This is a genomic window from Pseudarthrobacter sp. SL88, assembly GCF_026672455.1.
GTDB lineage: Bacteria > Actinomycetota > Actinomycetes > Actinomycetales > Micrococcaceae > Arthrobacter.
The window spans coordinates 2,459,182-2,479,219 of record NZ_JAPPRD010000001.1 but is presented as its reverse complement, the minus strand read 5'-3'; the positions used below and the strand labels follow the sequence as shown (position 1 = coordinate 2,479,219).

Annotated in this window: 19 protein-coding genes; 15 read left to right on the top strand and 4 right to left on the bottom strand. The window is 66.7% G+C overall.

Going from position 1 to position 20,038, the window contains the following annotated elements; genetic code table 11:
- Window positions 1-16: 16 nt before the first annotated feature.
- Both OVA06_RS11300 and OVA06_RS11295 read right to left on the bottom strand, forming a co-directional pair.
- Window positions 17-1,069, bottom strand: coding sequence for an aminoglycoside phosphotransferase family protein (locus OVA06_RS11300; protein WP_268158336.1), 1,053 nt, complete (start codon window positions 1,067-1,069; stop codon window positions 17-19).
- Window positions 1,070-1,099: 30 nt separating this feature from the next.
- On the bottom strand, window positions 1,100-2,275 hold the full coding sequence (locus OVA06_RS11295; protein WP_268158334.1) for a DUF4439 domain-containing protein: 1,176 nt from the start codon (window positions 2,273-2,275) through the stop codon (window positions 1,100-1,102).
- 140 nt (window positions 2,276-2,415) lie between these two features.
- Here OVA06_RS11295 and rimP point away from each other — a divergent pair, with 140 nt between their 5' ends.
- The 5 genes from rimP to rbfA all read left to right on the top strand — a co-directional run bounded on the left by rimP (window position 2,416) and on the right by rbfA (window position 8,353).
- On the top strand, window positions 2,416-3,033 hold the full coding sequence (gene rimP / locus OVA06_RS11290) for a ribosome maturation factor RimP (protein ID WP_268158332.1): 618 nt from the start codon (window positions 2,416-2,418) through the stop codon (window positions 3,031-3,033).
- A complete protein-coding gene (gene nusA, locus OVA06_RS11285; protein ID WP_015936638.1) occupies window positions 3,033-4,013 on the top strand; it encodes a transcription termination factor NusA in 981 nt (326 codons plus the stop codon). Before rimP ends, nusA begins: the two co-directional genes overlap by 1 nt.
- A 174-nt stretch (window positions 4,014-4,187) precedes the next feature.
- Window positions 4,188-4,550, top strand: coding sequence for a YlxR family protein (locus OVA06_RS11280; RefSeq protein ID WP_261619628.1), 363 nt, complete (start codon window positions 4,188-4,190; stop codon window positions 4,548-4,550).
- A gap of 152 nt (window positions 4,551-4,702) precedes the next feature.
- Window positions 4,703-7,576: a translation initiation factor IF-2 gene (gene infB, locus OVA06_RS11275; protein WP_056083385.1), complete on the top strand. Its 2,874-nt coding sequence runs from the start codon at window positions 4,703-4,705 to the stop codon at window positions 7,574-7,576.
- A 249-nt stretch (window positions 7,577-7,825) separates the two neighbouring features.
- Window positions 7,826-8,353 carry a 30S ribosome-binding factor RbfA gene (gene rbfA / locus OVA06_RS11270; RefSeq protein ID WP_056083382.1) on the top strand — a complete coding sequence of 176 codons (528 nt, stop codon included), beginning with the start codon at window positions 7,826-7,828 and terminating at the stop codon, window positions 8,351-8,353.
- Window positions 8,354-8,425: 72 nt separating this feature from the next.
- On the opposite strand, the gene OVA06_RS11265 is transcribed toward rbfA, so the two are convergent.
- Window positions 8,426-9,586, bottom strand: coding sequence for a ScyD/ScyE family protein (locus tag OVA06_RS11265; protein WP_056083379.1), 1,161 nt, complete (start codon window positions 9,584-9,586; stop codon window positions 8,426-8,428).
- Between the two features lie 180 nt (window positions 9,587-9,766).
- Between OVA06_RS11265 and OVA06_RS11260 the strand changes: the two genes are divergently transcribed.
- Both OVA06_RS11260 and trxA read left to right on the top strand, forming a co-directional pair.
- Window positions 9,767-10,252: a nucleoside deaminase gene (locus OVA06_RS11260; protein WP_056083375.1), complete on the top strand. Its 486-nt coding sequence runs from the start codon at window positions 9,767-9,769 to the stop codon at window positions 10,250-10,252.
- A 16-nt stretch (window positions 10,253-10,268) separates the two neighbouring features.
- Entirely contained in the window at window positions 10,269-10,691 is a 423-nt protein-coding gene (gene trxA / locus OVA06_RS11255) for a thioredoxin (RefSeq protein WP_397427783.1), read from the top strand.
- On the opposite strand, the gene OVA06_RS11250 is transcribed toward trxA, so the two are convergent.
- Window positions 10,688-11,863 carry a pyridoxal phosphate-dependent aminotransferase gene (locus tag OVA06_RS11250; protein WP_268158327.1) on the bottom strand — a complete coding sequence of 392 codons (1,176 nt, stop codon included), beginning with the start codon at window positions 11,861-11,863 and terminating at the stop codon, window positions 10,688-10,690. The genes trxA and OVA06_RS11250 overlap by 4 nt on opposite strands.
- Before the next feature lie 78 nt (window positions 11,864-11,941).
- Between OVA06_RS11250 and truB the strand changes: the two genes are divergently transcribed.
- The 8 genes from truB (at window position 11,942) to OVA06_RS11210 (ending at window position 19,951) form a co-directional block, all read left to right on the top strand.
- Window positions 11,942-12,883: a tRNA pseudouridine(55) synthase TruB gene (truB, locus tag OVA06_RS11245; RefSeq protein ID WP_268158325.1), complete on the top strand. Its 942-nt coding sequence runs from the start codon at window positions 11,942-11,944 to the stop codon at window positions 12,881-12,883.
- Window positions 12,884-13,237 (top strand): hypothetical protein, encoded by a 354-nt coding sequence (locus OVA06_RS11240; protein ID WP_261619633.1) that lies wholly within the window; start codon window positions 12,884-12,886, stop codon window positions 13,235-13,237. It abuts the gene before it with no gap.
- A 52-nt stretch (window positions 13,238-13,289) separates the two neighbouring features.
- On the top strand, window positions 13,290-13,745 hold the full coding sequence (locus OVA06_RS11235; RefSeq protein ID WP_261619652.1) for a hypothetical protein: 456 nt from the start codon (window positions 13,290-13,292) through the stop codon (window positions 13,743-13,745).
- Window positions 13,746-13,822: 77 nt separating this feature from the next.
- Complete coding sequence (locus tag OVA06_RS11230) at window positions 13,823-14,806, top strand: bifunctional riboflavin kinase/FAD synthetase (protein ID WP_268158321.1); 984 nt, start codon at window positions 13,823-13,825, stop codon at window positions 14,804-14,806.
- Window positions 14,807-14,837: 31 nt separating this feature from the next.
- On the top strand, window positions 14,838-15,692 hold the full coding sequence (kynA, locus tag OVA06_RS11225; protein ID WP_268158319.1) for a tryptophan 2,3-dioxygenase: 855 nt from the start codon (window positions 14,838-14,840) through the stop codon (window positions 15,690-15,692).
- Window positions 15,689-16,957, top strand: coding sequence for a kynureninase (locus tag OVA06_RS11220; RefSeq protein WP_268158317.1), 1,269 nt, complete (start codon window positions 15,689-15,691; stop codon window positions 16,955-16,957). Before kynA ends, OVA06_RS11220 begins: the two co-directional genes overlap by 4 nt.
- 218 nt (window positions 16,958-17,175) lie before the next feature.
- Window positions 17,176-17,445, top strand: coding sequence for a 30S ribosomal protein S15 (gene rpsO / locus OVA06_RS11215; protein ID WP_056083357.1), 270 nt, complete (start codon window positions 17,176-17,178; stop codon window positions 17,443-17,445).
- A gap of 247 nt (window positions 17,446-17,692) precedes the next feature.
- The gene (locus tag OVA06_RS11210) at window positions 17,693-19,951 is read left to right on the top strand and encodes a polyribonucleotide nucleotidyltransferase (protein ID WP_056083352.1); all 2,259 of its coding nucleotides are present in this window, start codon (window positions 17,693-17,695) and stop codon (window positions 19,949-19,951) included.
- Window positions 19,952-20,038: the final 87 nt, after the last annotated feature.

Below are 20,038 nucleotides of genomic sequence, written 5' to 3'. Positions count from 1 at the left end.
TGAAGCAACCCGTCACTCAGCGGAGCGTTCCGGACCCACTGTCCTGCCCCGGTTCAGGCAGCAAACGGGCCGGCGGCAACCCCGGCAGCGTCCGTCCCGCCAGCGTACTGGCCACCCAGAGGGACCGGGCAAGGTCGCCCCGGTGGTGGGGTTCGGCCGCATACCAGAGGGCATTCGCCACCTCCCGGACGACCGCCCACTGCCGGGCTGCCTCCGGGTCCAGTCCTGCCGCGGTACTGAAGTCTTCACAGCGGCGCCGCAGCGCCGCCTCCGGACCGTCCGCCGGCAGGTCGTACAGCCGGTTCCACAGCAGCGGAGCGACGGCGAACTCGGCCTCGCCGATCAGCGGCTGCGGGTCGATCGCAACGTACCGTCCGGCCGGCTGTCGGCTTCCGGGCCGCCCGGTGCCAGGACGGGCCAGGATGTTCAGGAAGTGCAGGTCAGTGTGGACCAGCACGTCACGGGCGGAGCGGCGGCCCACAGCGCCGCGGGTCTGGCAGACCTCAAGGGCAGCCTCGAGCAGCCACCGCGGAAAGGGCCGGCCCAGCTGGTCCCAGTCCGCGGGAAATTCATCGCTCCACTGCTCGGCGCGGGCCGCGATGTGTTCGAAGGCGCTCCACTCCGGCCGGGCGTCGGGCACCAGGCTGAGCTGCCGGACCAGGCCGCCCCACACTGCTGCCGCCTCGTCCAGCGGCACGTCGTTGAGGGAGGCGCCCGCCTCCAGCCGTTCCAGGAGCATGGAGCACGTTTGCCCATCCCGCTCCAGCAGGCCCACGGCACCGCGACCGGCCCACAGTGCCAGGGCCTGGGGCTCGCCGAGGCCTTCGTTATGGGGGTAGGCGACCTTGAGGGCGGCAGGCGTGCCATCCTCCCTCAGCACGGGCACCACCACTGCCCCATGGCCGCTCCAGGGCGGGGCCCCCGGAAGGAGGGCGGACGCCAGGTTCCACTGTTCCATCCGGCCGGCAATCAGGCCCGGGAGCGAGGCAAGCCAGGCCCGCCCGGAACTGCTGCGGCGGTACCTCGCGTCGAGTTCGGACGGGATGGGCACGCTCGTTGCTGGAGTCATCGGCATCAGCCTAGTGTCTGCAGGGCCGGGCTAACTGCCGGCCGGCAATGCGGGCAGCCCGGCAGCATCCAGGACGACACCCGGCACCGGGCCCGGGTCGGCGCCCCAATGGACGGTCCGGGCAGCAGCTGATTCAAGCATCGAGAGGGCCCACGTCCGGTCAGCGCCCCCGGTCAAGGCAACCAGGTCGCCGTATACGGGCAAAGCAGCTGCCTCGAGCGTGCCCAGGCCTGTGGCCGGGGCGCTGAGGAAATTTGCATCCAGTGCGTATCCCGGCGGCTGCGGCGGGGCCGCCTGGCACGCCAGCCGGAGGCGGTTTTCGGTTTCTTCCGCGACGGCCCGGTGCTGCTGGAGGAATTCCGACGCCGGCACGGCATCTTCCGCAGCCAGGCGCGGCAGGGCTGCCTGGTACCCGTAGGCCGCCTTCTGCTCAGCCTGCAGCACGGCCGCAAGCCCGGCCCCGGCAGTTCCCGCTTCGACAGTTTTTCCGGCGGCACCATCTGCGGAAAGACTGCCGCTTGCGGGCGACGCTCCTCCCGGTGTTGCGCCCAGGGGTGCGGTGGTGGTGCCAGGTGCCGCGAACGGGCAATCCGCCGGCAGCGGCGTGGGGGCGGAGCCGGCCTGCTGGCCGGAACCTGCGGCCGCGTCCGCCTGGTCCGCGGCAGCCCCCGTGACTGCGCCAGGCTCACCGGCGGCTGCGGCAAGTTGCCGGGCGGCCAGCAGCTGTGCGGTCCCCGCACCCGCGAGCAGGCGCGCCATCCCGCCGTCGGCCTCCTGCGCATCCTTGAGCCGGCGGGAACCGCTGGCGGCCAAGGCCCTGGCCAGATCCACGGCATTGGGAGCAGCAGCCGGCGCCGGGGACCCCGACGCCGTTGGGTGGGTTGTCGCGGACGGGCCGGGCGACGTGGAGGGGCGGGCCGATGGTGACGTCGGCGAACCCGCCGGCAGGAAGGCGCGGGCCTGGAAAGTCAGCAACGTCACAACCGCCTGCGCGGGACGCCCCGCAACGCCGTCACCTGCCCCCGGGGCGGCAAGGTCCAACCCTGCGGCCCGCAGTGCCAAGGCGTCTTCCAGGGCAGCCGCGCGGGCCTGATCGGTGAACGTCGGCGGGGCCGGAGCGGGCTGCTCGCCCGGAATGACGGCGAATCCAAGGCTGAGGACCAGCAGGGCTGCCAGCGAAAAGACGGCGTACCGCACGTAGCGCATCCGCGGTTTTCTTTCCTGGCTGTCGTCTTTCACAACAGACCATGGTGTCACGGCGGAAGGGGATCCGGGTGCACCACTGGACCGGTAAAATGGCTACGCTAGTACACACCACATCATCTATAAGGGAGGCGGCCGGCATCGTGAGCAATGCAGAAGCCCAGGCTTCATCAGACCACACCGCACCGGGGAAGGCTGATTCCGCGCCGGCCCACAATCCGGAAGCCGACCGGCTCCGGGCCCTCCTTGAACCGTCCGTCCTGGCCAACCGGCTGTACCTCGAGGACGTCACCATCAACGTTGCCGGCTCCCACCGGGTGCTCCACGTCGTGGTGGACCTGCCGCAGGAAGAAACCGGCGGCGTGAGCCTCGATGTCATCGCTGACATCTCGAAGGTGCTCTCGGATGTCCTCGATACAGATCCCGGCGCCGACACCCGCCCGTACGACCTCGAAGTCTCGTCACCCGGCGTCGGCCGCCCCCTGACGGAACCGCGCCACTGGCACCGCGCCAAAGGCCGGATTGCCAGCGTCAAGGTCATCCAGGGTGAGAACATCACCGGACGCATCCAGTCGGTGGATGACGGGGGAGTCACCCTGGTACCGGAAATCGCCGTCAAGAAGGGCATGAAACCCAAGCAGGGCGATCCCGTAAAACTTCCTTTCGACAGGATCCGCACCGGAAAAGTCGAGATCGAATTCAGCCACCTTTCGGAAGATGGCCTGGAACCAGAACACAATGGACCTTCCGAGGAGGCCTGATGGATATTGACATGAGCGCACTGAGACTTTTGGAGCGTGAGCGTGAAATTCCGCTGGACCTCCTGATTCCCACCATTGAGCAGGCGCTGCTGGTGGCCTATCACAAGTCGCCCGGCGCCTTCGAAAAAGCCCGTGCAGAGCTTGACCGCAAGAGCGGCCACGTGACCATCTGGGCTGTTGAAATTGACGACGACGGCGCACCGATCGGCGAGTTCGAAGACACCCCCGCGGGCTTCGGCCGCATCGCTGCCAGTACCGCCCGCCAGATCATCCTGCAGCGCCTGCGCGACGTTGAGGATGACAACGTGCTGGGCGAGTTCAAGGGCCGCGAAGGTGAGCTGGTATCCGGCACCATCCAGCAGGGCAACAACCCGCACATGATCCAGGTGAACCTCGGTTCGCTGGAAGCGCTCCTGCCGCCGCCCGAGCAGGTGCCGGGGGAGAAGTACATCCACGGCAACAGGCTCCGCGCCCTCGTCATCGACGTCCACCGCGGCACCAAGGGTCCGTCAGTCACGCTGTCCCGCTCCCACCCCGGCCTCGTCCGCAAGCTGTTTGAACTGGAGGTCCCGGAAATCGCGGACCACTCAGTGGAGATTGTGGCACTGGCACGCGAAGCAGGGCACCGGACCAAGATCGCCGTGAAGGCCAACGCATCCGGCATCAACGCCAAGGGCGCCTGCATCGGTGAGATGGGTTCCCGCGTCCGCGCCGTCATGACGGAGCTCAACGACGAAAAGATCGACATCGTTGACTTCAGCGAGAACCCGGCGACGTTCATCGCCAGCGCCCTCTCGCCGTCGCGCGTGAATTCCGTCACCATCACCGACGAAGCAACCCGCTCCGCGCGGGTGGTGGTCCCCGACTACCAGCTGTCCCTGGCGATCGGCAAGGAAGGCCAGAACGCCCGCCTCGCCGCCAAGCTGACCGGTTGGCGTATCGACATCGTTTCCGACGCCGCCGCGCCGAAGGAAAACTGAAGCACTTTCAGCGCCCCGTCCCAGGTGGCCTGCCACACCGTGGCAGGCCATGGGTTCGGGCAGAACGGCCCGAAGGGGCTAGAATAGATAGGTCCGCGCCTAACGGCCGGCAGTAGTGCGCCTTCGTGTGCCCGTTCCGCAGCAGCGGGACAGGTTTTGCGGGGGCCAGCAGATATGAACGTCAGGACGATCACCGTGGCAGCAACACCTACCAGCGGAAATCGGCCGGAACGTACCTGCATCGGCTGCCGGAAGAAAGGTCCGCAGACTGAGTTAATCCGGCTCGTCGCCGGCGGCAGCGGTTCATCCGCTGTCCTGGTGGATGAACGGCGCCGGATGGCTGGCCGGGGTGCATGGCTGCATCCCAGCGAATCGTGCCTTGCCCTGGCGCTCAAACGGCGGGCATTCGGACGTGCCCTTCGGGGCGTAACCGAAACCGCCGACGTCGAACGCCGGATCAAGCCAGGCCCGGCCTCCGCAGGCGCCCCGGTGGCTGCAGCACCAACCGTCCAACCTGAAAGCGGGTCAGAAGTCTGATGGAAACCCGATGAGTTCCCAGCGATGAGTGCGTAACGATGACAACTTTGTTGCGCTCTGCAATGGGCCCTTCCGCACCAGCCGCGGCCAGGGTCCGCAGTAAGAAGTAGACGGTTCGTACCTGGCTCGGTGCGGACCGAGACAGGAGAAATGTGGCCAAGGTCCGCGTACATGAGCTCGCCAAAGAGCTCGGTATCACTTCCAAAGATGCAGTAACAAAACTGCAGGAACTGGGCGAATTCGTTCGCTCCGCCTCTTCCACCATTGAGGCCCCCGTTGTGCGGAAGCTGCGTAACGCCTTCCCCGACGCCGCCAACAAGGCTGCGGCACCTGCCGCTCCCAAGGCACCCGCCCCCGCGGCGGAATCGCGCCCGGCAGCTCCGGCTCCCGGCCCCGCCGCGCCCAAGGCTCCGGCCCCCAAGGTCGAGGCACCGGCCCCCGCTGCTCCGGCAGCTCCGGCAGCTTCCGCTCCGGCGGCACCCCAGGCGTCGTCTGCGGCACCCGCGGCTCCGTCCACGGGCGCCAAGCCCGGTGCCCGTCCCGGCCCCAAGGCTGAGACTCCCGCCCCCGCACCCCGCCAGGGCGGCTCTTCACAGGGTTCCTCGGCACCCCGTCCCGGCGGCCCCCGTCCGGGCAACAACCCGTTCGCCACCTCGCAGGGCATGCCCCGCGGCCGTGGCGGCGACGGTGACCGTGCACCCCGTCCGGGCAACAACCCCTTCGCAACTTCCCAGGGCATGCCCCGTCCCGGCCGCAGCGACGGAGAACGCCCCGGCGGTCCCCGTCCCGCGGCAGGCGCCGGTGGCCCCCGTCCCGGTGGTCCGCGTCCCGCTCCCGGTGCAGGTGGGCCCCGTCCCGCAGCAGGTGCCGGTGGCCCCCGTCCCGGCGCACCGCGCCCCGGTGGTCCCCGTCCCACTCCGGGCATGATGCCCAACCGCACTGAGCGTCCCGCACCTGCCGGTGCAGGACGTCCGGGCGCCGGCGGACGCGGTCCGGGGCGCCCCGGCGCACCCGGCACCGGTGGTCCCGGTGGCGGCGGCGGTGCTCCCGCCGGCGGTGGCTTCGGCAAGGGCGGCCGCGGTCGCGGCGGTACCCAGGGTGCCTTCGGTAAGGGCGGCGCAGGCCGCGGCAAGCAGCGCAAGTCGAAGCGCGCAAAGCGCCAGGAACTTGAGCAGATGAGCGCACCGTCGCTGGGTGGCGTGAGCGTACCCCGCGGCGATGGCAACACTGTGATCCGCCTGCGCCGAGGCTCGTCCATCACGGACTTCGCCGACAAGATCGAGGCGAACCCCGCCGCACTGGTCACCGTGCTGTTCCACCTCGGTGAAATGGCCACTGCCACCCAGTCGCTGGACGAAGACACTTTCGCGCTCCTCGGCGAAGAACTGGGCTACAAGCTCCAGGTTGTTTCTCCCGAGGACGAAGAGCGCGAACTGCTCTCCACGTTCGATATCGACGTCGAGGCCGAGCTTGAGGCCGAAGGCGACGAAGAACTCGAACCGCGTGCTCCCGTGGTCACCGTCATGGGCCACGTTGACCACGGTAAGACCCGGCTCCTGGACGCCATCCGCAACTCGGATGTCGTGGCCGGCGAACACGGTGGCATCACCCAGCACATCGGTGCCTACCAGATCAGCCACGAACACGAAGGCGTCGAGCGCGACATCACCTTCATCGATACCCCGGGCCACGAAGCGTTCACCGCCATGCGTGCCCGTGGTGCGAAGGTCACCGACATCGCCATCCTCGTGGTGGCAGCCGATGACGGTGTCATGCCGCAGACCGTTGAAGCTCTCAACCACGCCCAGGCGGCCAACGTGCCGATCGTTGTGGCAGTGAACAAGATCGACAAGGAAGGCGCCAACCCTGACAAGGTCAAGGGCCAGCTGACCGAGTACGGCCTGGTTCCCGAGGAATACGGTGGCGACACCATGTTCGTTGAGGTCTCTGCCCGCCAGAACCTCAACATCAACGAGCTGATCGACGCTGTGCTGCTGACCGCAGACGCCGCACTGGACCTCCGGGCCAACCCGGATAAGGCCGCCCGCGGTATCGCGATCGAAGCGAACCTGGACAAGGGCCGCGGTGCGGTTGCCACCGTCCTGGTGCAGTCCGGAACGCTGGCAGTCGGCGACACGATCGTGGCAGGCACGGCCCACGGCCGCGTCCGCGCCATGTTCGACGAAGACGGCGAAGCACTCGACGTGGCACTGCCGTCCCGCCCCGTCCAGGTCCTCGGCCTGTCCAACGTGCCGCGCGCCGGTGACACCTTCCTGGTGACCTCCGACGAGCGGACCGCCCGCCAGATCGCCGAAAAGCGTGAAGCAGCTGACCGCAACGCCCAGCTCGCCAAGCGCCGCAAGCGCATCAGCCTCGAAGACTTCGACCAGGCAGTGGCCGACGGCAAGATCGACACCCTCAACCTCATCCTCAAGGGTGACGTGTCCGGTGCCGTGGAAGCCCTCGAAGACGCCCTGCTCAAGATCGACGTCGGCGAAGGCGTGCAGCTGCGCGTCATCCACCGCGGTGTGGGTGCCATCACGCAGAACGACGTCAACCTGGCAACAGTGGACAGCGCCGTCATCATCGGCTTCAACGTCAAGCCCGCCGAGCGGGTTGCCGACCTGGCAGACCGCGAAGGCGTCGACATGCGCTTCTACTCCGTCATCTACGCAGCAATCGATGACATCGAAGCAGCGCTCAAGGGCATGCTCAAGCCGGAATACGAGGAATTCCAGCTTGGCACCGCCGAGGTCCGCGAAGTCTTCCGCTCTTCCAAGTTCGGAAACATCGCCGGCTCGATCGTCCGCTCCGGCATCATCCGCCGCAACACCAAGGCACGGATCAGCCGCGACGGCAAGATCATCGGCGACAACCTCACCATCGAGACGCTCAAGCGCTTCAAGGACGACGCCACCGAGGTCCGCACGGACTTCGAATGTGGTATCGGTCTTGGCTCGTACAACGACATCACCGAAGGTGACATCATCGAGACCTTCGAGATGCGCGAGAAGCCGCGCGTCTAAGTTGGTCGAGCTGTAACAGAAGGTCGGGGCCGTTGGATTTTTCCGGCGGCCCCGCCCCTTCGCCGGGCGGTTTTCGATCTTCGACCGCAAACCGCCCGGCTCCGACAGGCCCGATGCCACTCCCAGGCCGCCGGAAAAAATCCAACGCGGGTCCGTCGTAGACTCGCCTTAGGTGCGTGGCAATTAACCGAACCTTTTGTACGCAAGTCGCTAACGCGCCGTCGTACATCCAAATATTTAGGAGTGGTAATGGCTGATCCGGCACGTGCTGCCAAGTTGGCGCAGCGGATTAAGGTTGTTGTTGCTGAGGCTCTTGGCCGGAAGGTCAAGGATCCGCGGCTTGAAGGTATTACTGTCACCGATGCCCGGGTGACCAACGACCTGCAGCATGCCACTGTGTACTACACCGTTTTGGGAGACCAGGCCGTCCAGGCCGATGCTGCCAAGGGGCTTGAGAAGGCGAAGGGTGTGCTGCGGCAGGAAGTGGGCCGCAACATCACGGTCCGGCTGACCCCCACGCTTGAGTTCGTGGCTGACCAGATTCCCGTGGTTGCGTCCAACCTGGAGGAACTGCTGCGGGAAGCCAAGAAGCGCGACGCTGAGGTGGCCGCCCTGGCTGCCAACGCCAAGCACGCAGGCGAAGCTGATCCCTACAAGAGCGATGCTCCCGAGGATGTTGACATCGATGAAGACGACTTCGACGAAGAGGACCTTGACCTCGCCGGCGACGACGACATCGATGAAGACGCCAACAAGGACGCGGACAGCACCAAGTAAGGCATGACCAACGCAGCAGGCCCGGACCATTTGGTCCGGGCCTGCTGCGTTTTTGGAATCCCTGCTGCCTGCCTAGCGGATGCCGGCCTTGATGAGCTTGCCGGTTGCCGGCGGGGGACCGGCTGGGGGTTCAGGTCCCAGCATTGCCGGCAGCACGTCTGTGGTGGCGTACAGTGTCCGCCCCTGGATCTCCACGTCGGCCGGCTGGTTGACCGTGAGGAACTCCGAACGCTCGCCCTTCCAACCGCTGAACTTCAGGATCTTCCCGCCGAACAGCGAAGCCACATAGACGTCACCGTTGTCCGCGATGGCCAAACCAGTGGGGCTGAGGATTTCGTCCGCCCACACCTTCGTCCTGCCGTTCCATGGGTTGATCCGGAAGATCGCACCGCGGTCCCCGAGGGCCGGGCTTTCCGGTCCGCCGGGAAGCGACGTCACGTACAGCCAGCCGTCCTGGCCGATCTCCACATCGGTGGGCACCGGCTCGAATGCGTACTCGTATCCCGCGACGCAGGCTGGCACGCCGAGACCGCCTTCCGCCTCCGGACGGGCAGCAGTTTCAGGAATGACCACCGGCCGCGGCGGCAGGACGGCCAGGGTGGAAATCTCGCCGGACCGCAGGTTGATGCTGAGGATGGCGTTCATTCCGGCGTCAGCCACGTAGGCGGTATTGCCCTGAACGGCCAGCGCGTAGGGATGCGAATCGACGGTACCCGTATAGCGGGCAGGAGCCGGGGACTCCTTGGGCCACTGCTGCAGGCACGCGTCACTGACATCGTCACCGAAGCCGTACTCCTGGTCGCCGTCGGGGTTGTTCTCCCGCTCGTAGTCGGCGAAGTTGGCGATGGTCCTGACATCCCCGTTCGGGCTGATGGCTTTCAGGTAGCCTTCAAGGTTCTCCGGCTTGCCCAGGCCGGCACCGGTGCTTTCGAGGAAGAACGTTGTGGCCCCGCGGGTGTCCACTCCTGCTATGTCCCACCCGGGCTTGGGGCTGGCATAGACATCTTCGACGGTGCCGTCCCGGTTGACCCGGCTCAGCTTGCCGGCGAAGTCCTGGCTCACGTAGATGGATTTCGCTGTTCCGAGGGCCAGGTGCAACGGCGTGGCAAGGCCGGTGGCAACGTCTTCCGGCTTGGGGTCGTCATGGCCCTTGTCAGAGGCTGTCGACGGGCTGGCTGGGGCAAAAGCCACCACAGCCGCCACCAAACCAATAATGGTGATCTTCTTCTTCATTGTGGGTACTCCGGGTGCGTGCCCTTAGCGGGCCGGATAGGAAGCCTCCCAAGAGGCAAAAAAATGCGGACCCCCGGGGGCAAGGATATGCCTGCGGCGCCAGGATGTCATCGGTGCTTTCCCCCTGAAACCGACCCCATTTTGACCCCCCAACGGCCCGCCCATGGCTAGGATCGAGCTATGACCACGGCACCCGACGAAAACAGCCCTTCCCGCTACCTTCAGCAGGCCGTGGGCCTGGCAACGGAAAACGTCGGCCGCGGCGGCGGCCCCTTCGGCGCGGTGGTGGTGACGGCCGACGGGCGGGTCTTCGAAGGCGTCAACCGGGTCACCCGCGACAACGACCCCACCGCGCACGCCGAGGTGGTGGCCATCCGTGCGGCAGCTGCCGGAACGGCGGACTTCAACCTGCAGGGCGCGGTCCTCTACGCGAGCTGCGAGCCTTGCCCGCTGTGCCTCGCGTCCGCCCTCTGGGCCCGGATCGACCGCGTCTACTTCGCCGCAGACCGCCACGGTGCGGCCGCGGCCGGCTTCGACGATGCCCTGTTCTACGAGTACTTCGACGGTACCCGCACGGATCTCATGCCTGTGACCCGTGGTGACCTCCCGGCGTCGGACGCCCCTTTCAAGGCGTGGGGCGCCAACAAGGAACGGACGGAGTACTGACGTGGAAACAACACTCATGGCCTGTACCGCGTGCGGCAAGACCAACCGGATTCCGGTGCAGGCTGCCGGCAGGCCCCGTTGCGGCAACTGCAAGGCCGGGCTGCCGTGGATCGTGGACGCAGGAGACGCTGACTTCGGCCGTGTCGCCGAGGAGTCACCGGTGCCGGTGCTCGTGGACTTCTGGGCCGCATGGTGCGGTCCGTGCCGCATGGTCAGCCCTGTCCTGGACAAGCTCGCACGGGAGCGGCCAGGCGCGATCAAGCTCGTGAAGGTGGATGTGGACAAGTCGCCGGCGCTGTCCCGCAGGTTCGACGTCCAGGCCATCCCCACGCTGATGGTCCTGGTGGACGGCAAGGTGGCCGCGCGCCAGGCCGGAGCCGCTCCTGCCGATGCGCTGCGGACCTGGCTGGACAAGGCCCTGACTGGCGCGGGCAGCTAACCGGCCTGCGTGCAGTCCGCCGCCCGTGCCGGAAGCCTGGACAGGCCCTCCAGCAGATCCTGCTGCCTGCCGCAGAGGGCTATCCGGACCCAGCCTTCGCCGATGGTGCCGAACGCGGTGCCGGGCGCCAGCGCAACACCGGAATCGGCCAGGAACCGGCGCACCCACTGCCGGACGTCGCCACTGCTGACGTGGGACATGTCCGCCCACAGGTAGAACGCACCCTGCGCCCGCAGGTACGGGATGTTCTTGCCGTCGAGGACTGCGGAGGCGGCGTCCCTGTTGTTCCGGTAGTGCCGGTGGGCGTGCTGCACATAGTCCTGCGGCCCGGTCAGCGCCGCCAGCGCCGCGTACTGGGAGGGAGCGGCGACGCAGGACACGATCGATTCCATGACGTTGTCCATCTGCTGCTGCAACCCGGGCGGGCACACAAGCGCGCCGATCCGAAGTCCTGTCAGGCCATACGTTTTGGACAGTGTCAGGGAGGTGAAGACGCGCGCCTCACTTGGCGCGACGGCGTCGTACCGTGCGGGACTGACGTGCTGCACATCGTAGGTGAACGCCTCATAGCATTCGTCCGAAATGACCCACAGGTCGTGACGGCGGGCAAGATCCATCAGTTCCCGGACCGAGTCCTCACTGAGGACGGCACCGAGCGGGTTGGAGGGGGAGTTCAGCACCAGCACCCTGGTCCTGGCCGTGATGAGGGCCTCGATGTCCGCCGTGCAGGGCTGGAAGCCGTGGTCCGGGTACAGCGGATAGCCCACCGGAACAGCGCTCAGGAGCCGGCTGGTCATCGCAAAGGTGGGGTAGCCGGGATTGGGTATCAGGATCTCATCGCCGGGGGACAGCAGCAGGCTCATGGCAAAGTGCAGGCCCTGCTGGGCCCCGGAAACCACATAGACCCTGTCGGCGCCGGCGTCGACGCCCTGTTCCTCGCGGAACCTCGCCGCGAACGCCTCCCTGAGGGCGGGAAGCCCGGCGTTCGGCGTGTAGTTCGTCTCGTCGCGGTCCAGGCAGGCCATTCCGGCGTCCAGGACATGGCGGGGGAGCGCGAACCCGGGCTCGCCGATGCTGAGCACCAGCGCTCCGGGGGTGCGCCACGCGGCCTCGGTGATTTCCCGGATCTGGTTGACGGGCACGTCGCGGACATGGGCGGCAAGCTCAGGCATGCCAGCCATCCTAGCGCTGCCACCGGGCCGGGCAGGGCGTGCGCTGTGCCCCCAACCAGCGCCGATATACTGGTAGGCGTGCTTTCTGGACTGGTGATAGTGGACAAGCCGCAGGGATGGACCAGCCATGATGTGGTTGGCCGGATGCGGCGCATCGCGGGGACCCGGAAAGTGGGCCATGCCGGCACACTTGATCCCATGGCCACGGGGGTGCTGGTGGTCGGCATCAACAAGGCCACCCGCCTGCTCACCTACATCGTTGGAACGTCCAAGACCTACACTGCAACCATCCGGCTGGGCCAGTCCACGGTGACGGACGACGCCGAAGGGGACGTGGTTGCCTCGGCCGGCACGTCCGCGGTGGCAGAGCAAGCCATCCACGACGGCGTCGCAGCGCTCACCGGCGGCATCCAGCAGGTGCCCAGCAGCGTCAGCGCCATCAAGGTCAACGGCGAACGCGCCTACGCCCGGGTTCGCTCCGGTGAGGACGTGAAGCTCGCCGCCCGGCCCGTCACCATCCACAGGTTCGAAGTCCACGGCATCCGGCGCGACACCGGGGCCGACGTCATCGACATCGATGTCACCGTTGAGTGCTCCTCGGGAACCTACATCCGCGCCCTCGCCCGGGACCTGGGCAACGGCCTGGGGGTGGGGGGACACCTTACGGCCCTCCGGCGGACCCACGTTGGCCCGTACTCGCTGGACCAGGCCCGCACGCTGGAACAGCTCGCCGAAGAGCTGGACGTGCTGGAAATGTCGCAGGCCGCCCGGGCCCTCATGCCCAACCGCGAGCTGAGCGCCGAGGAAACCACGGAAATTTCCTATGGCCGCCGGATTGCCGCCGGAGCGGCCCCGGGAAGCCCTGGCGCCGCAACCGCCGACCACCCTGCAGCCGCCTTCGCTCCCGACGGGAGCCTGGTGGCCCTGCTGGCGGACAGCGGCAACTACGCCAAACCGGTCCTGGTGTTCGCTCCCGGTAACGGCAACGGCAACTCCTCCGCGGCCGGTGGGGAGGCCTGAGTGGACGCGTATTTCTACATCATCCTGGCCGTTGGGCTCCTCTCCACCGTCATCTGCCTGGCTGCGGGCATCATGAGGAAGGCACCCAACGACGCCACCATCCTGTCCGTCGCGGCAGTGGAGGTGGCCCTGGTGGTCTACCTGGTGGGGTCGATCATCAGGGTCATCGCCGGCGAAACGATTGCCGGCGAGGCCTGGGAGTTCTGGGGCTACCTGGTGACTGCCATGCTGCTGCCCCCGGCCGCCGTCTATTGGTCCATCCTGGAACGGACCCGGTGGAGCAACTTTGTCCTTGCCGCCGTCGGCGTGACCGCCCTGGTGATGGCCGCCCGAATGAACCAGATCTGGTACTGAAGTGGAAGAAGCACACAACGTGAATGACCAGCACCCCCAGTCCGCCGACGCGATGGCGGCGGACCAAGGCAGCAGGAACAAGGCGCGCACCGGCGCCGGCGGCAACACCCGCAATACCGGCCCGGGCCGGCTGCTGATTGCCGTGTACGCCGTCTTTGCCATCTCGGCCACAGCGCGCGCCGGCTACCAGATCCTCACCAAGTTTTCCGACGCCCCGGTGGCCTACCTGCTGTCCGCCTTCGCAGCCCTGGTGTACGCCGTGGCCACGGTGTCGCTGGCCAAGGCGGGGAGCACCTGGTTCAAGGTCTCCGTGGCGGCGGTCCTGGTCGAGTTGGTGGGCGTTGTGGTGGTGGGTTCCCTCAGCATCTTCGACTCCGTGGCGTTCCCGCACGAAACGGTCTGGTCCCTGTTTGGCCGCGGCTACGGGTTCATCCCGCTGATACTCCCCGTCCTTGGCCTGGTATGGCTCTACCGGCGCCGGCCCTCGCTGGGAAAAGCGGACCGGTGAATGCGGGTAACCTTGAAGAATTCCGCGGCCGGATGGCCGCGGATCATTGATGCTGCAGGCAGTTTAAGGCGAGGGTGATGGTCTACATCTGGAACGATCCGTCCGAGGTCCCGGCGGACTTTGGCCCATCCGTTGTCACCTTTGGCAACTTTGACGGCGTTCACCGCGGGCACCAGCAGGTCCTGTCCCAACTCATTCGCTCCGCCAGGCTCACGCACTCCAAAGCCGTTGCCGTCACGTTCGATCCCCACCCGGCCGTCATCCACCGCCCGGAGAGCGCCCCCCGCCTGATCATGGGCCTGGAGGACAAGCTCGAGGCCCTCGGCGAGCTGGGCCTGGACGCCATCCTTGTGGTCAAGTATTCACTCGACCTTGCCAGCCTCACGGCGGAAGAATTCGTGGAGCAGTACCTGGTGGACTGCCTGCACGCCAGCCACGTGGTCATCGGCCACGATGCCCGGTTCGGCCGCGGCAACTCCGGGGACTTGGAGACCATGAAGGCCCTGGGCGGGAAGTTCGGCTTCGAGGTACAGGTCATCAGCGAATTCGGCTCCGAGGGGTACCCGCTGCATGACGACGACGGCACGGACCGGCGCTGCTCGTCCACCTGGGTCCGCGAAGCACTGCAGGAAGGCGACGTGGCCACGGCGGCGGAGGTGCTCGGCAGGCCCCACCGGATGCGCGGCGAAGTGGTCCACGGCGCAGCCCGCGGCCGCGCCCTCGGGTTCCCCACAGCGAACCTGGCCAGTAACTCCTCCGGCCTGATTCCGGCAGACGGCATCTACGCCGGCTGGCTGGTGGACGAGGCCGGCAAACGCTGGCCGGCGGCCATTTCCGTTGGCTCGAACCCCACGTTCGACGGCGTCAGCCGGCAGGTCGAAGCCCACGTCATCGACCGGCCCCGGGAAGCCGTGGAGGACTTCGATCTGTACGGCCAGACAGTGATCGTGGAATTCGTGGCGCGCCTTCGCGGCATGGTGGCCTACCGTGGTCCCGAAGCCCTGGTGGACCAGATGAAACTGGACGTGGTGCAGGCGCGCCAGCTGCTGGCACGGCACTAGGACCACCCAGGAAGCACGCGAAAGGCTGTACGTGTCCGTCGAGAAGAACACCCGCAAGCTGGACAAGGGAATCGTCCGCGACTTCAGCTCCCGGATGAGTTATGGCTCGTACCTGCAGCTGCCCACGCTGCTGAGTGCGCAACAGCCGGTCAGCGAGCCCGAACACCACGATGAGCTGCTGTTCATCATCCAGCACCAGACCACGGAGCTGTGGCTGAAGCTCGTGCTGCATGAACTGCGCAGCGCCGCGGCGTGGCTGCGGGCCGACGATCTCGGCTCGGCGCTGAAGGGCATCGCCCGCGTCAAGCACATCCAGAAGACCCTCACCGAGCAGTGGTCCGTCCTCGCCACGCTCACGCCCACCGAGTACTCACAATTCCGCGGCTTCCTGGCAAACTCCTCGGGGTTCCAGTCGGCCCAGTACCGCGCGGTCGAGTTCGTGCTCGGCAACAAGAACCGCAAGATGCTCCCGGTCTTCGAGTCCGATCCCGGAGCGCACGCCATGCTGGAGGAACTGCTCGCGGCTCCCAGCATCTACGACGAATTCCTGGCCTACCTCTCCCGCCAGGGCTTCGACGTGCCGGCTGGAGTCCTGGGACGGGACGTCACCCGCGCCCACGAATTCACGCCCGAACTTGTTCCGCTGTTCAAGTACATCTACGAGCACGCGGCGGAGAACTGGGGCGCCTACGAGGCCTGCGAGGAACTCGTGGACCTCGAGGACAATTTCCAGCTCTGGCGCTTCCGCCACCTCCGCACCGTGCAGCGCACCATCGGGATGAAGACGGGCACCGGAGGCTCCAGCGGGGTGACCTTCCTGCAGAAAGCACTGGAGCTGACGTTCTTTCCGGAACTATTCGCCGTCAGGACGGAGATCGGACAATGAGCATTCACCAGCAAGGCTCCGGGCATACCGCGGTCCCGGCGGACGAGGTACTCCGGCAGCGTGCCGGCGAACTCGACCGGGAAGACCCGCTGGCGCACTACCGGGAACTGTTCATCGGAACGGACACGCCGCTGTCCTACCTGGACGGCAATTCCCTGGGAAGGCCGCTCAAGCGCACGGCCGGGGACATCGCGGCCTTCATCAGCGACGAATGGGGCGGCCGGCTCATCCGCGGCTGGGACGAGAAGTGGCTGGCCCTGCCGCAGGCCATTGGCGACCAGTTGGGCCGTGCGGTCCTCGGCGCGGCACCGGGCCAGACCATCATCGCCGACTCCACCACTGTGGTCCTCTACAAACTGATCCGGGCCGCCCTGGCAGCGGTGGACGACCCGGACCGGAACGAGCTCGTCCTCGACACCGGAAACTTCCCCACGGACCGGTACCTTGTCGAGGGCATCGCCCTGGAAGAGGGCCTCACCCTGCGCTGGATCGAAACGGATCCCGCGGCGGGGGTGACCGTTGACCAGGTGCGCCAGGCCACCGGGCCGCGCACCGCCGTCGTACTCCTCAGCCAGATCGCCTACCGCTCAGGGCACCTCGCGGACCTCCCGGCGATCACCCAGGCAGTGCACGACGCCGGGGCGCTGGTGGTGTGGGATCTTTGCCATTCCGCCGGGTCGGTGGAGATCGGCCTGGACAGTGCCGGCGTGGACTTCGCCGCCGGCTGCACGTACAAGTACCTCAACGGAGGTCCGGGATCGCCGGCCTTCGCCTATGTCAACGAGCGCCACCTGCCATCACTGAACCAGCCCATTTGGGGGTGGATGGGCCGAAAGGACGCCTTCGAGATGGCTGCCGGGTATGAACCTGCGCCGGGCATCCGCGGCTTCCTGAGCGGAACGCCCGCTGTCTTCGGCATGCTGGCCATGCGGGGCACCCTCGACCTCATCGAGGAAGTATCCATGGCAGCCATCCGGGCCAAGTCGGAGAAGCTCACGGCGTTCGCCGTAGAGGTCTTCGAGGCCTTGCTGGCACCGCTTGGTGCCGAGCTGGCGTCGCCGCGTGATCCGGCGGAGCGCGGCAGCCACATCACGGTGGACCACGCCGAGTTCACCAAGGCCACGGTCGAGGCGCTGTGGGACGGGGATGTGATCCCGGACTTCCGGGCACCCCGCGGGCTCCGGGTGGGACTGTCCCCGCTCAGCACCAGTTTCGCGGAAGTCCTGCACGGCATGGCTGCCATCAGGGACAGGCTGGCGCCCTGACCCGGTTTCCGGCGCTGACCGGACGCCGGGCCGCCGCCGGCCCTGTTTCGACAACATTGGGCCGCGGCCGGTAAACTAGACGATGGATCCGGCTGCAGTCCGTGGCGGCTGGTTCCTGCTGTGTACGGCCGCACCCGGTTTGACCGGTTGGCCGCAGCGGCAGACCCGGCAGTGAATTACTGACCCGGGCCCTCACGGCACATTTCCAAGGAGTTATTGTGGCACTTGACGCCGCTGTAAAGCAGTCCATCATCAAGGAATACGCAACCGGCGAAGGCGACACCGGTTCGCCCGAGGTCCAGGTTGCAGTCCTGACCCAGCGGATCAAGGATCTGACTGAGCACATGAAGGAGCACAAGCACGATTACCACACCCAGCGCGGTCTGCTGGGCATGGTCGGTCGTCGCAAGCGCATGCTTGGCTACCTGAAGAAGACTGACATCAACCGCTACCGTGCGCTCATCGAGCGCCTCGGCCTGCGCCGCTAGTCGGACTTTCGGGCGGCCCTGTCCCCTTCGGGACCGGGCCGCCCCGCTCCACCTAAAAAACTAAACAGGAGGATCAACCGCATCACGCATTCGCGGTCCTCGGTAGTGATCCCCGGGAACGGCAGCATCGAATGGCTGCCCTGGCCCGTGGGTCTCGATCGACGACCGGGTGCAGGGCCAGTCGACATATGCTGGCCTGGGTTGATGTGGCTGGACTTCCGTAAAACAGAAACGGAGGTGACTCTCTATGGAGGGTCCCGAAATCCAGTTCTCAGAAGCCGTCATTGACAATGGCCGCTTCGGCAAGCGTGTAATCCGCTTCGAAACCGGCCGCCTCGCCAAGCAGGCAGCCGGCGCAGCCATGGTGTACATCGACGAAGACACCGCGCTGCTCTCCGCCACCACCGCAGGCAAGCACCCGCGCGAAGGCTTCGACTTCTTCCCCCTGACGGTGGACGTCGAAGAGCGTATGTACGCTGCCGGCCGCATCCCGGGCTCGTTCTTCCGCCGCGAAGGCCGCCCCTCCACCGAAGCCATCCTGGCCTGCCGCCTCATGGACCGTCCGCTGCGCCCCGCCTTCATCAAGGGCCTGCGCAACGAAGTCCAGATCGTGGTGACCGTCCTGGCCATCAACCCCGACGAGCTCTACGACGTGGTGGCCATCAACGCCTCCTCCATGTCCACGCAGCTTTCGGGCCTGCCGTTCTCCGGCCCCATCGGCGGCGTCCGCGTTGCCCTGGTCGCCGATGAGCACGGTTCACAGTGGGTTGCTTTCCCCAAGCACTCCCAGCTGGAAAACTCCGTCTTCAACATGGTCGTCGCCGGCCGCATCGCCGGTGACGACGTCGCCATCATGATGGTGGAAGCCGAAGCAACCGACAACTCCTGGAACCTCATCAAGGAACAGGGCGCCACCGCCCCCACCGAAGAGGTTGTCTCCGAGGGCCTCGAGGCTGCCAAGCCGTTCATCAAGGCACTCTGCGACGCGCAGGCGGACCTCGCCGGCCGCGCCGCGAAGCCCACCGTCGAGTTCCCGGTCTTCCTGGACTACCAGGACGACGTGTACTCCGCTGTTGAAGCAGCTGCTGCCGACAAGCTGGCCGCTGTCTTCCAGATCGCCGACAAGCAGGAGCGCGACGTTGCTTCTGATGCCTTGAAGGACGAAACCGTTGCCTCGCTGTCCGGCCAGTTCGAAGGCCGCGAAAAGGAACTGTCCGCAGCGTTCCGCTCGGTCACCAAGCAGGTTGTGCGCCAGCGCATCCTGAAGGACCAGATCCGCATCGACGGCCGCGGCCTGACGGACATCCGCCAGCTCACCGCCGAGGTTGAGGTTCTGCCCCGCGTACACGGTTCGGCCATCTTCGAACGCGGCGAAACCCAGATCATGGGCGTCACCACGCTGAACATGCTCAAGATGGAACAGCAGATCGATTCGCTGTCGCCCGTCACGCGCAAGCGCTACATGCACAACTACAACTTCCCGCCGTACTCCACCGGTGAAACCGGCCGCGTGGGTTCGCCCAAGCGCCGCGAAATCGGCCACGGTGCCCTGGCAGAACGCGCCCTGGTGCCTGTACTGCCTTCCCGCGAGGAATTCCCCTACGCCATCCGCCAGGTGTCTGAGGCCCTCAGCTCCAACGGTTCGACGTCGATGGGTTCCGTCTGCGCCTCCACCCTGTCCATGCTGAACGCCGGTGTGCCCCTGAAGGCAGCCGTCGCCGGTATCGCCATGGGCCTGGTGTCCGACCAGGTTGACGGCCAGACCCGCTATGCCGCGCTGACCGACATCCTCGGCGCCGAAGACGCCTTCGGCGACATGGACTTCAAGGTTGCAGGTACCTCCGAGTTCGTCACGGCCATCCAGCTGGACACCAAGCTCGACGGCATCCCCGCCTCGGTCCTGGCAGCGGCCCTGAAGCAGGCCCGCGAAGCCCGCCTGCACATCCTCGAGGTCATCAACTCGGCCATCGACACTCCGGACGAGCTCTCCGAGTTCGCACCGCGCGTCATCGCCGTGAAGATCCCCGTGGACAAGATCGGCGAGGTCATCGGCCCCAAGGGCAAGATGATCAACCAGATCCAAGAAGACACCGGCGCCGACATCTCCATCGAGGACGACGGCACTGTCTACATTGGCGCCACCAACGGTCCGTCTGCTGACGCAGCACGCTCCGCCATCAACGCCATCGCGAACCCGCAGGTTCCGGAAATCGGCGAGCGTTACCTGGGTACGGTCGTCAAGACCACCACCTTCGGTGCCTTCGTGTCGCTGACCCCGGGCAAGGACGGCCTCCTGCACATCTCCGAGCTCCGCAAGCTGGCCAACGGCAAGCGCGTGGACAACGTTGATGACGTCGTTTCCGTGGGCCAGAAGGTCCAGGTGGAAATCACCAAGATCGACGACCGTGGAAAGCTCTCGCTCTCCCCGGTTGTGGCCGAGGAAGAAGGCGCGGAAGGCACCGAACGCGCCCACGCCACGGAGCCTGCTGAAGGCGTCGAGATCTAACGGTTCCCTGACAGGAACACCAGTATGAAACGGCGGGGCCGGTGGGACGATCCACCGGCCCCGCCGCTGTTACGATGACAGCCAGAT

What these genes read in the sequence shown, in the direction of transcription:
- OVA06_RS11280 (WP_261619628.1), top strand. Translation starts at nt 4,188, where the DNA reads ATGAACGTCAGGACGATCACCGTGGCAGCAACACCTACCAGCGGAAAT.
- OVA06_RS11260 (WP_056083375.1), top strand. Translation starts at nt 9,767, where the DNA reads ATGACCACGGCACCCGACGAAAACAGCCCTTCCCGCTACCTTCAGCAG.
- nusA (WP_015936638.1), top strand. Translation starts at nt 3,033, where the DNA reads ATGGATATTGACATGAGCGCACTGAGACTTTTGGAGCGTGAGCGTGAA.
- OVA06_RS11210 (WP_056083352.1), top strand. Translation starts at nt 17,693, where the DNA reads ATGGAGGGTCCCGAAATCCAGTTCTCAGAAGCCGTCATTGACAATGGC.
- OVA06_RS11295 (WP_268158334.1), bottom strand. Translation starts at nt 2,275, where the DNA reads ATGCGCTACGTGCGGTACGCCGTCTTTTCGCTGGCAGCCCTGCTGGTC.
- OVA06_RS11300 (WP_268158336.1), bottom strand. Translation starts at nt 1,069, where the DNA reads ATGACTCCAGCAACGAGCGTGCCCATCCCGTCCGAACTCGACGCGAGG.
- trxA (WP_397427783.1), top strand. Translation starts at nt 10,269, where the DNA reads ATGGCCTGTACCGCGTGCGGCAAGACCAACCGGATTCCGGTGCAGGCT.
- OVA06_RS11220 (WP_268158317.1), top strand. Translation starts at nt 15,689, where the DNA reads ATGAGCATTCACCAGCAAGGCTCCGGGCATACCGCGGTCCCGGCGGAC.
- rbfA (WP_056083382.1), top strand. Translation starts at nt 7,826, where the DNA reads ATGGCTGATCCGGCACGTGCTGCCAAGTTGGCGCAGCGGATTAAGGTT.
- OVA06_RS11230 (WP_268158321.1), top strand. Translation starts at nt 13,823, where the DNA reads ATGGTCTACATCTGGAACGATCCGTCCGAGGTCCCGGCGGACTTTGGC.
- OVA06_RS11250 (WP_268158327.1), bottom strand. Translation starts at nt 11,863, where the DNA reads ATGCCTGAGCTTGCCGCCCATGTCCGCGACGTGCCCGTCAACCAGATC.
- OVA06_RS11235 (WP_261619652.1), top strand. Translation starts at nt 13,290, where the DNA reads ATGGCGGCGGACCAAGGCAGCAGGAACAAGGCGCGCACCGGCGCCGGC.
- OVA06_RS11265 (WP_056083379.1), bottom strand. Translation starts at nt 9,586, where the DNA reads ATGAAGAAGAAGATCACCATTATTGGTTTGGTGGCGGCTGTGGTGGCT.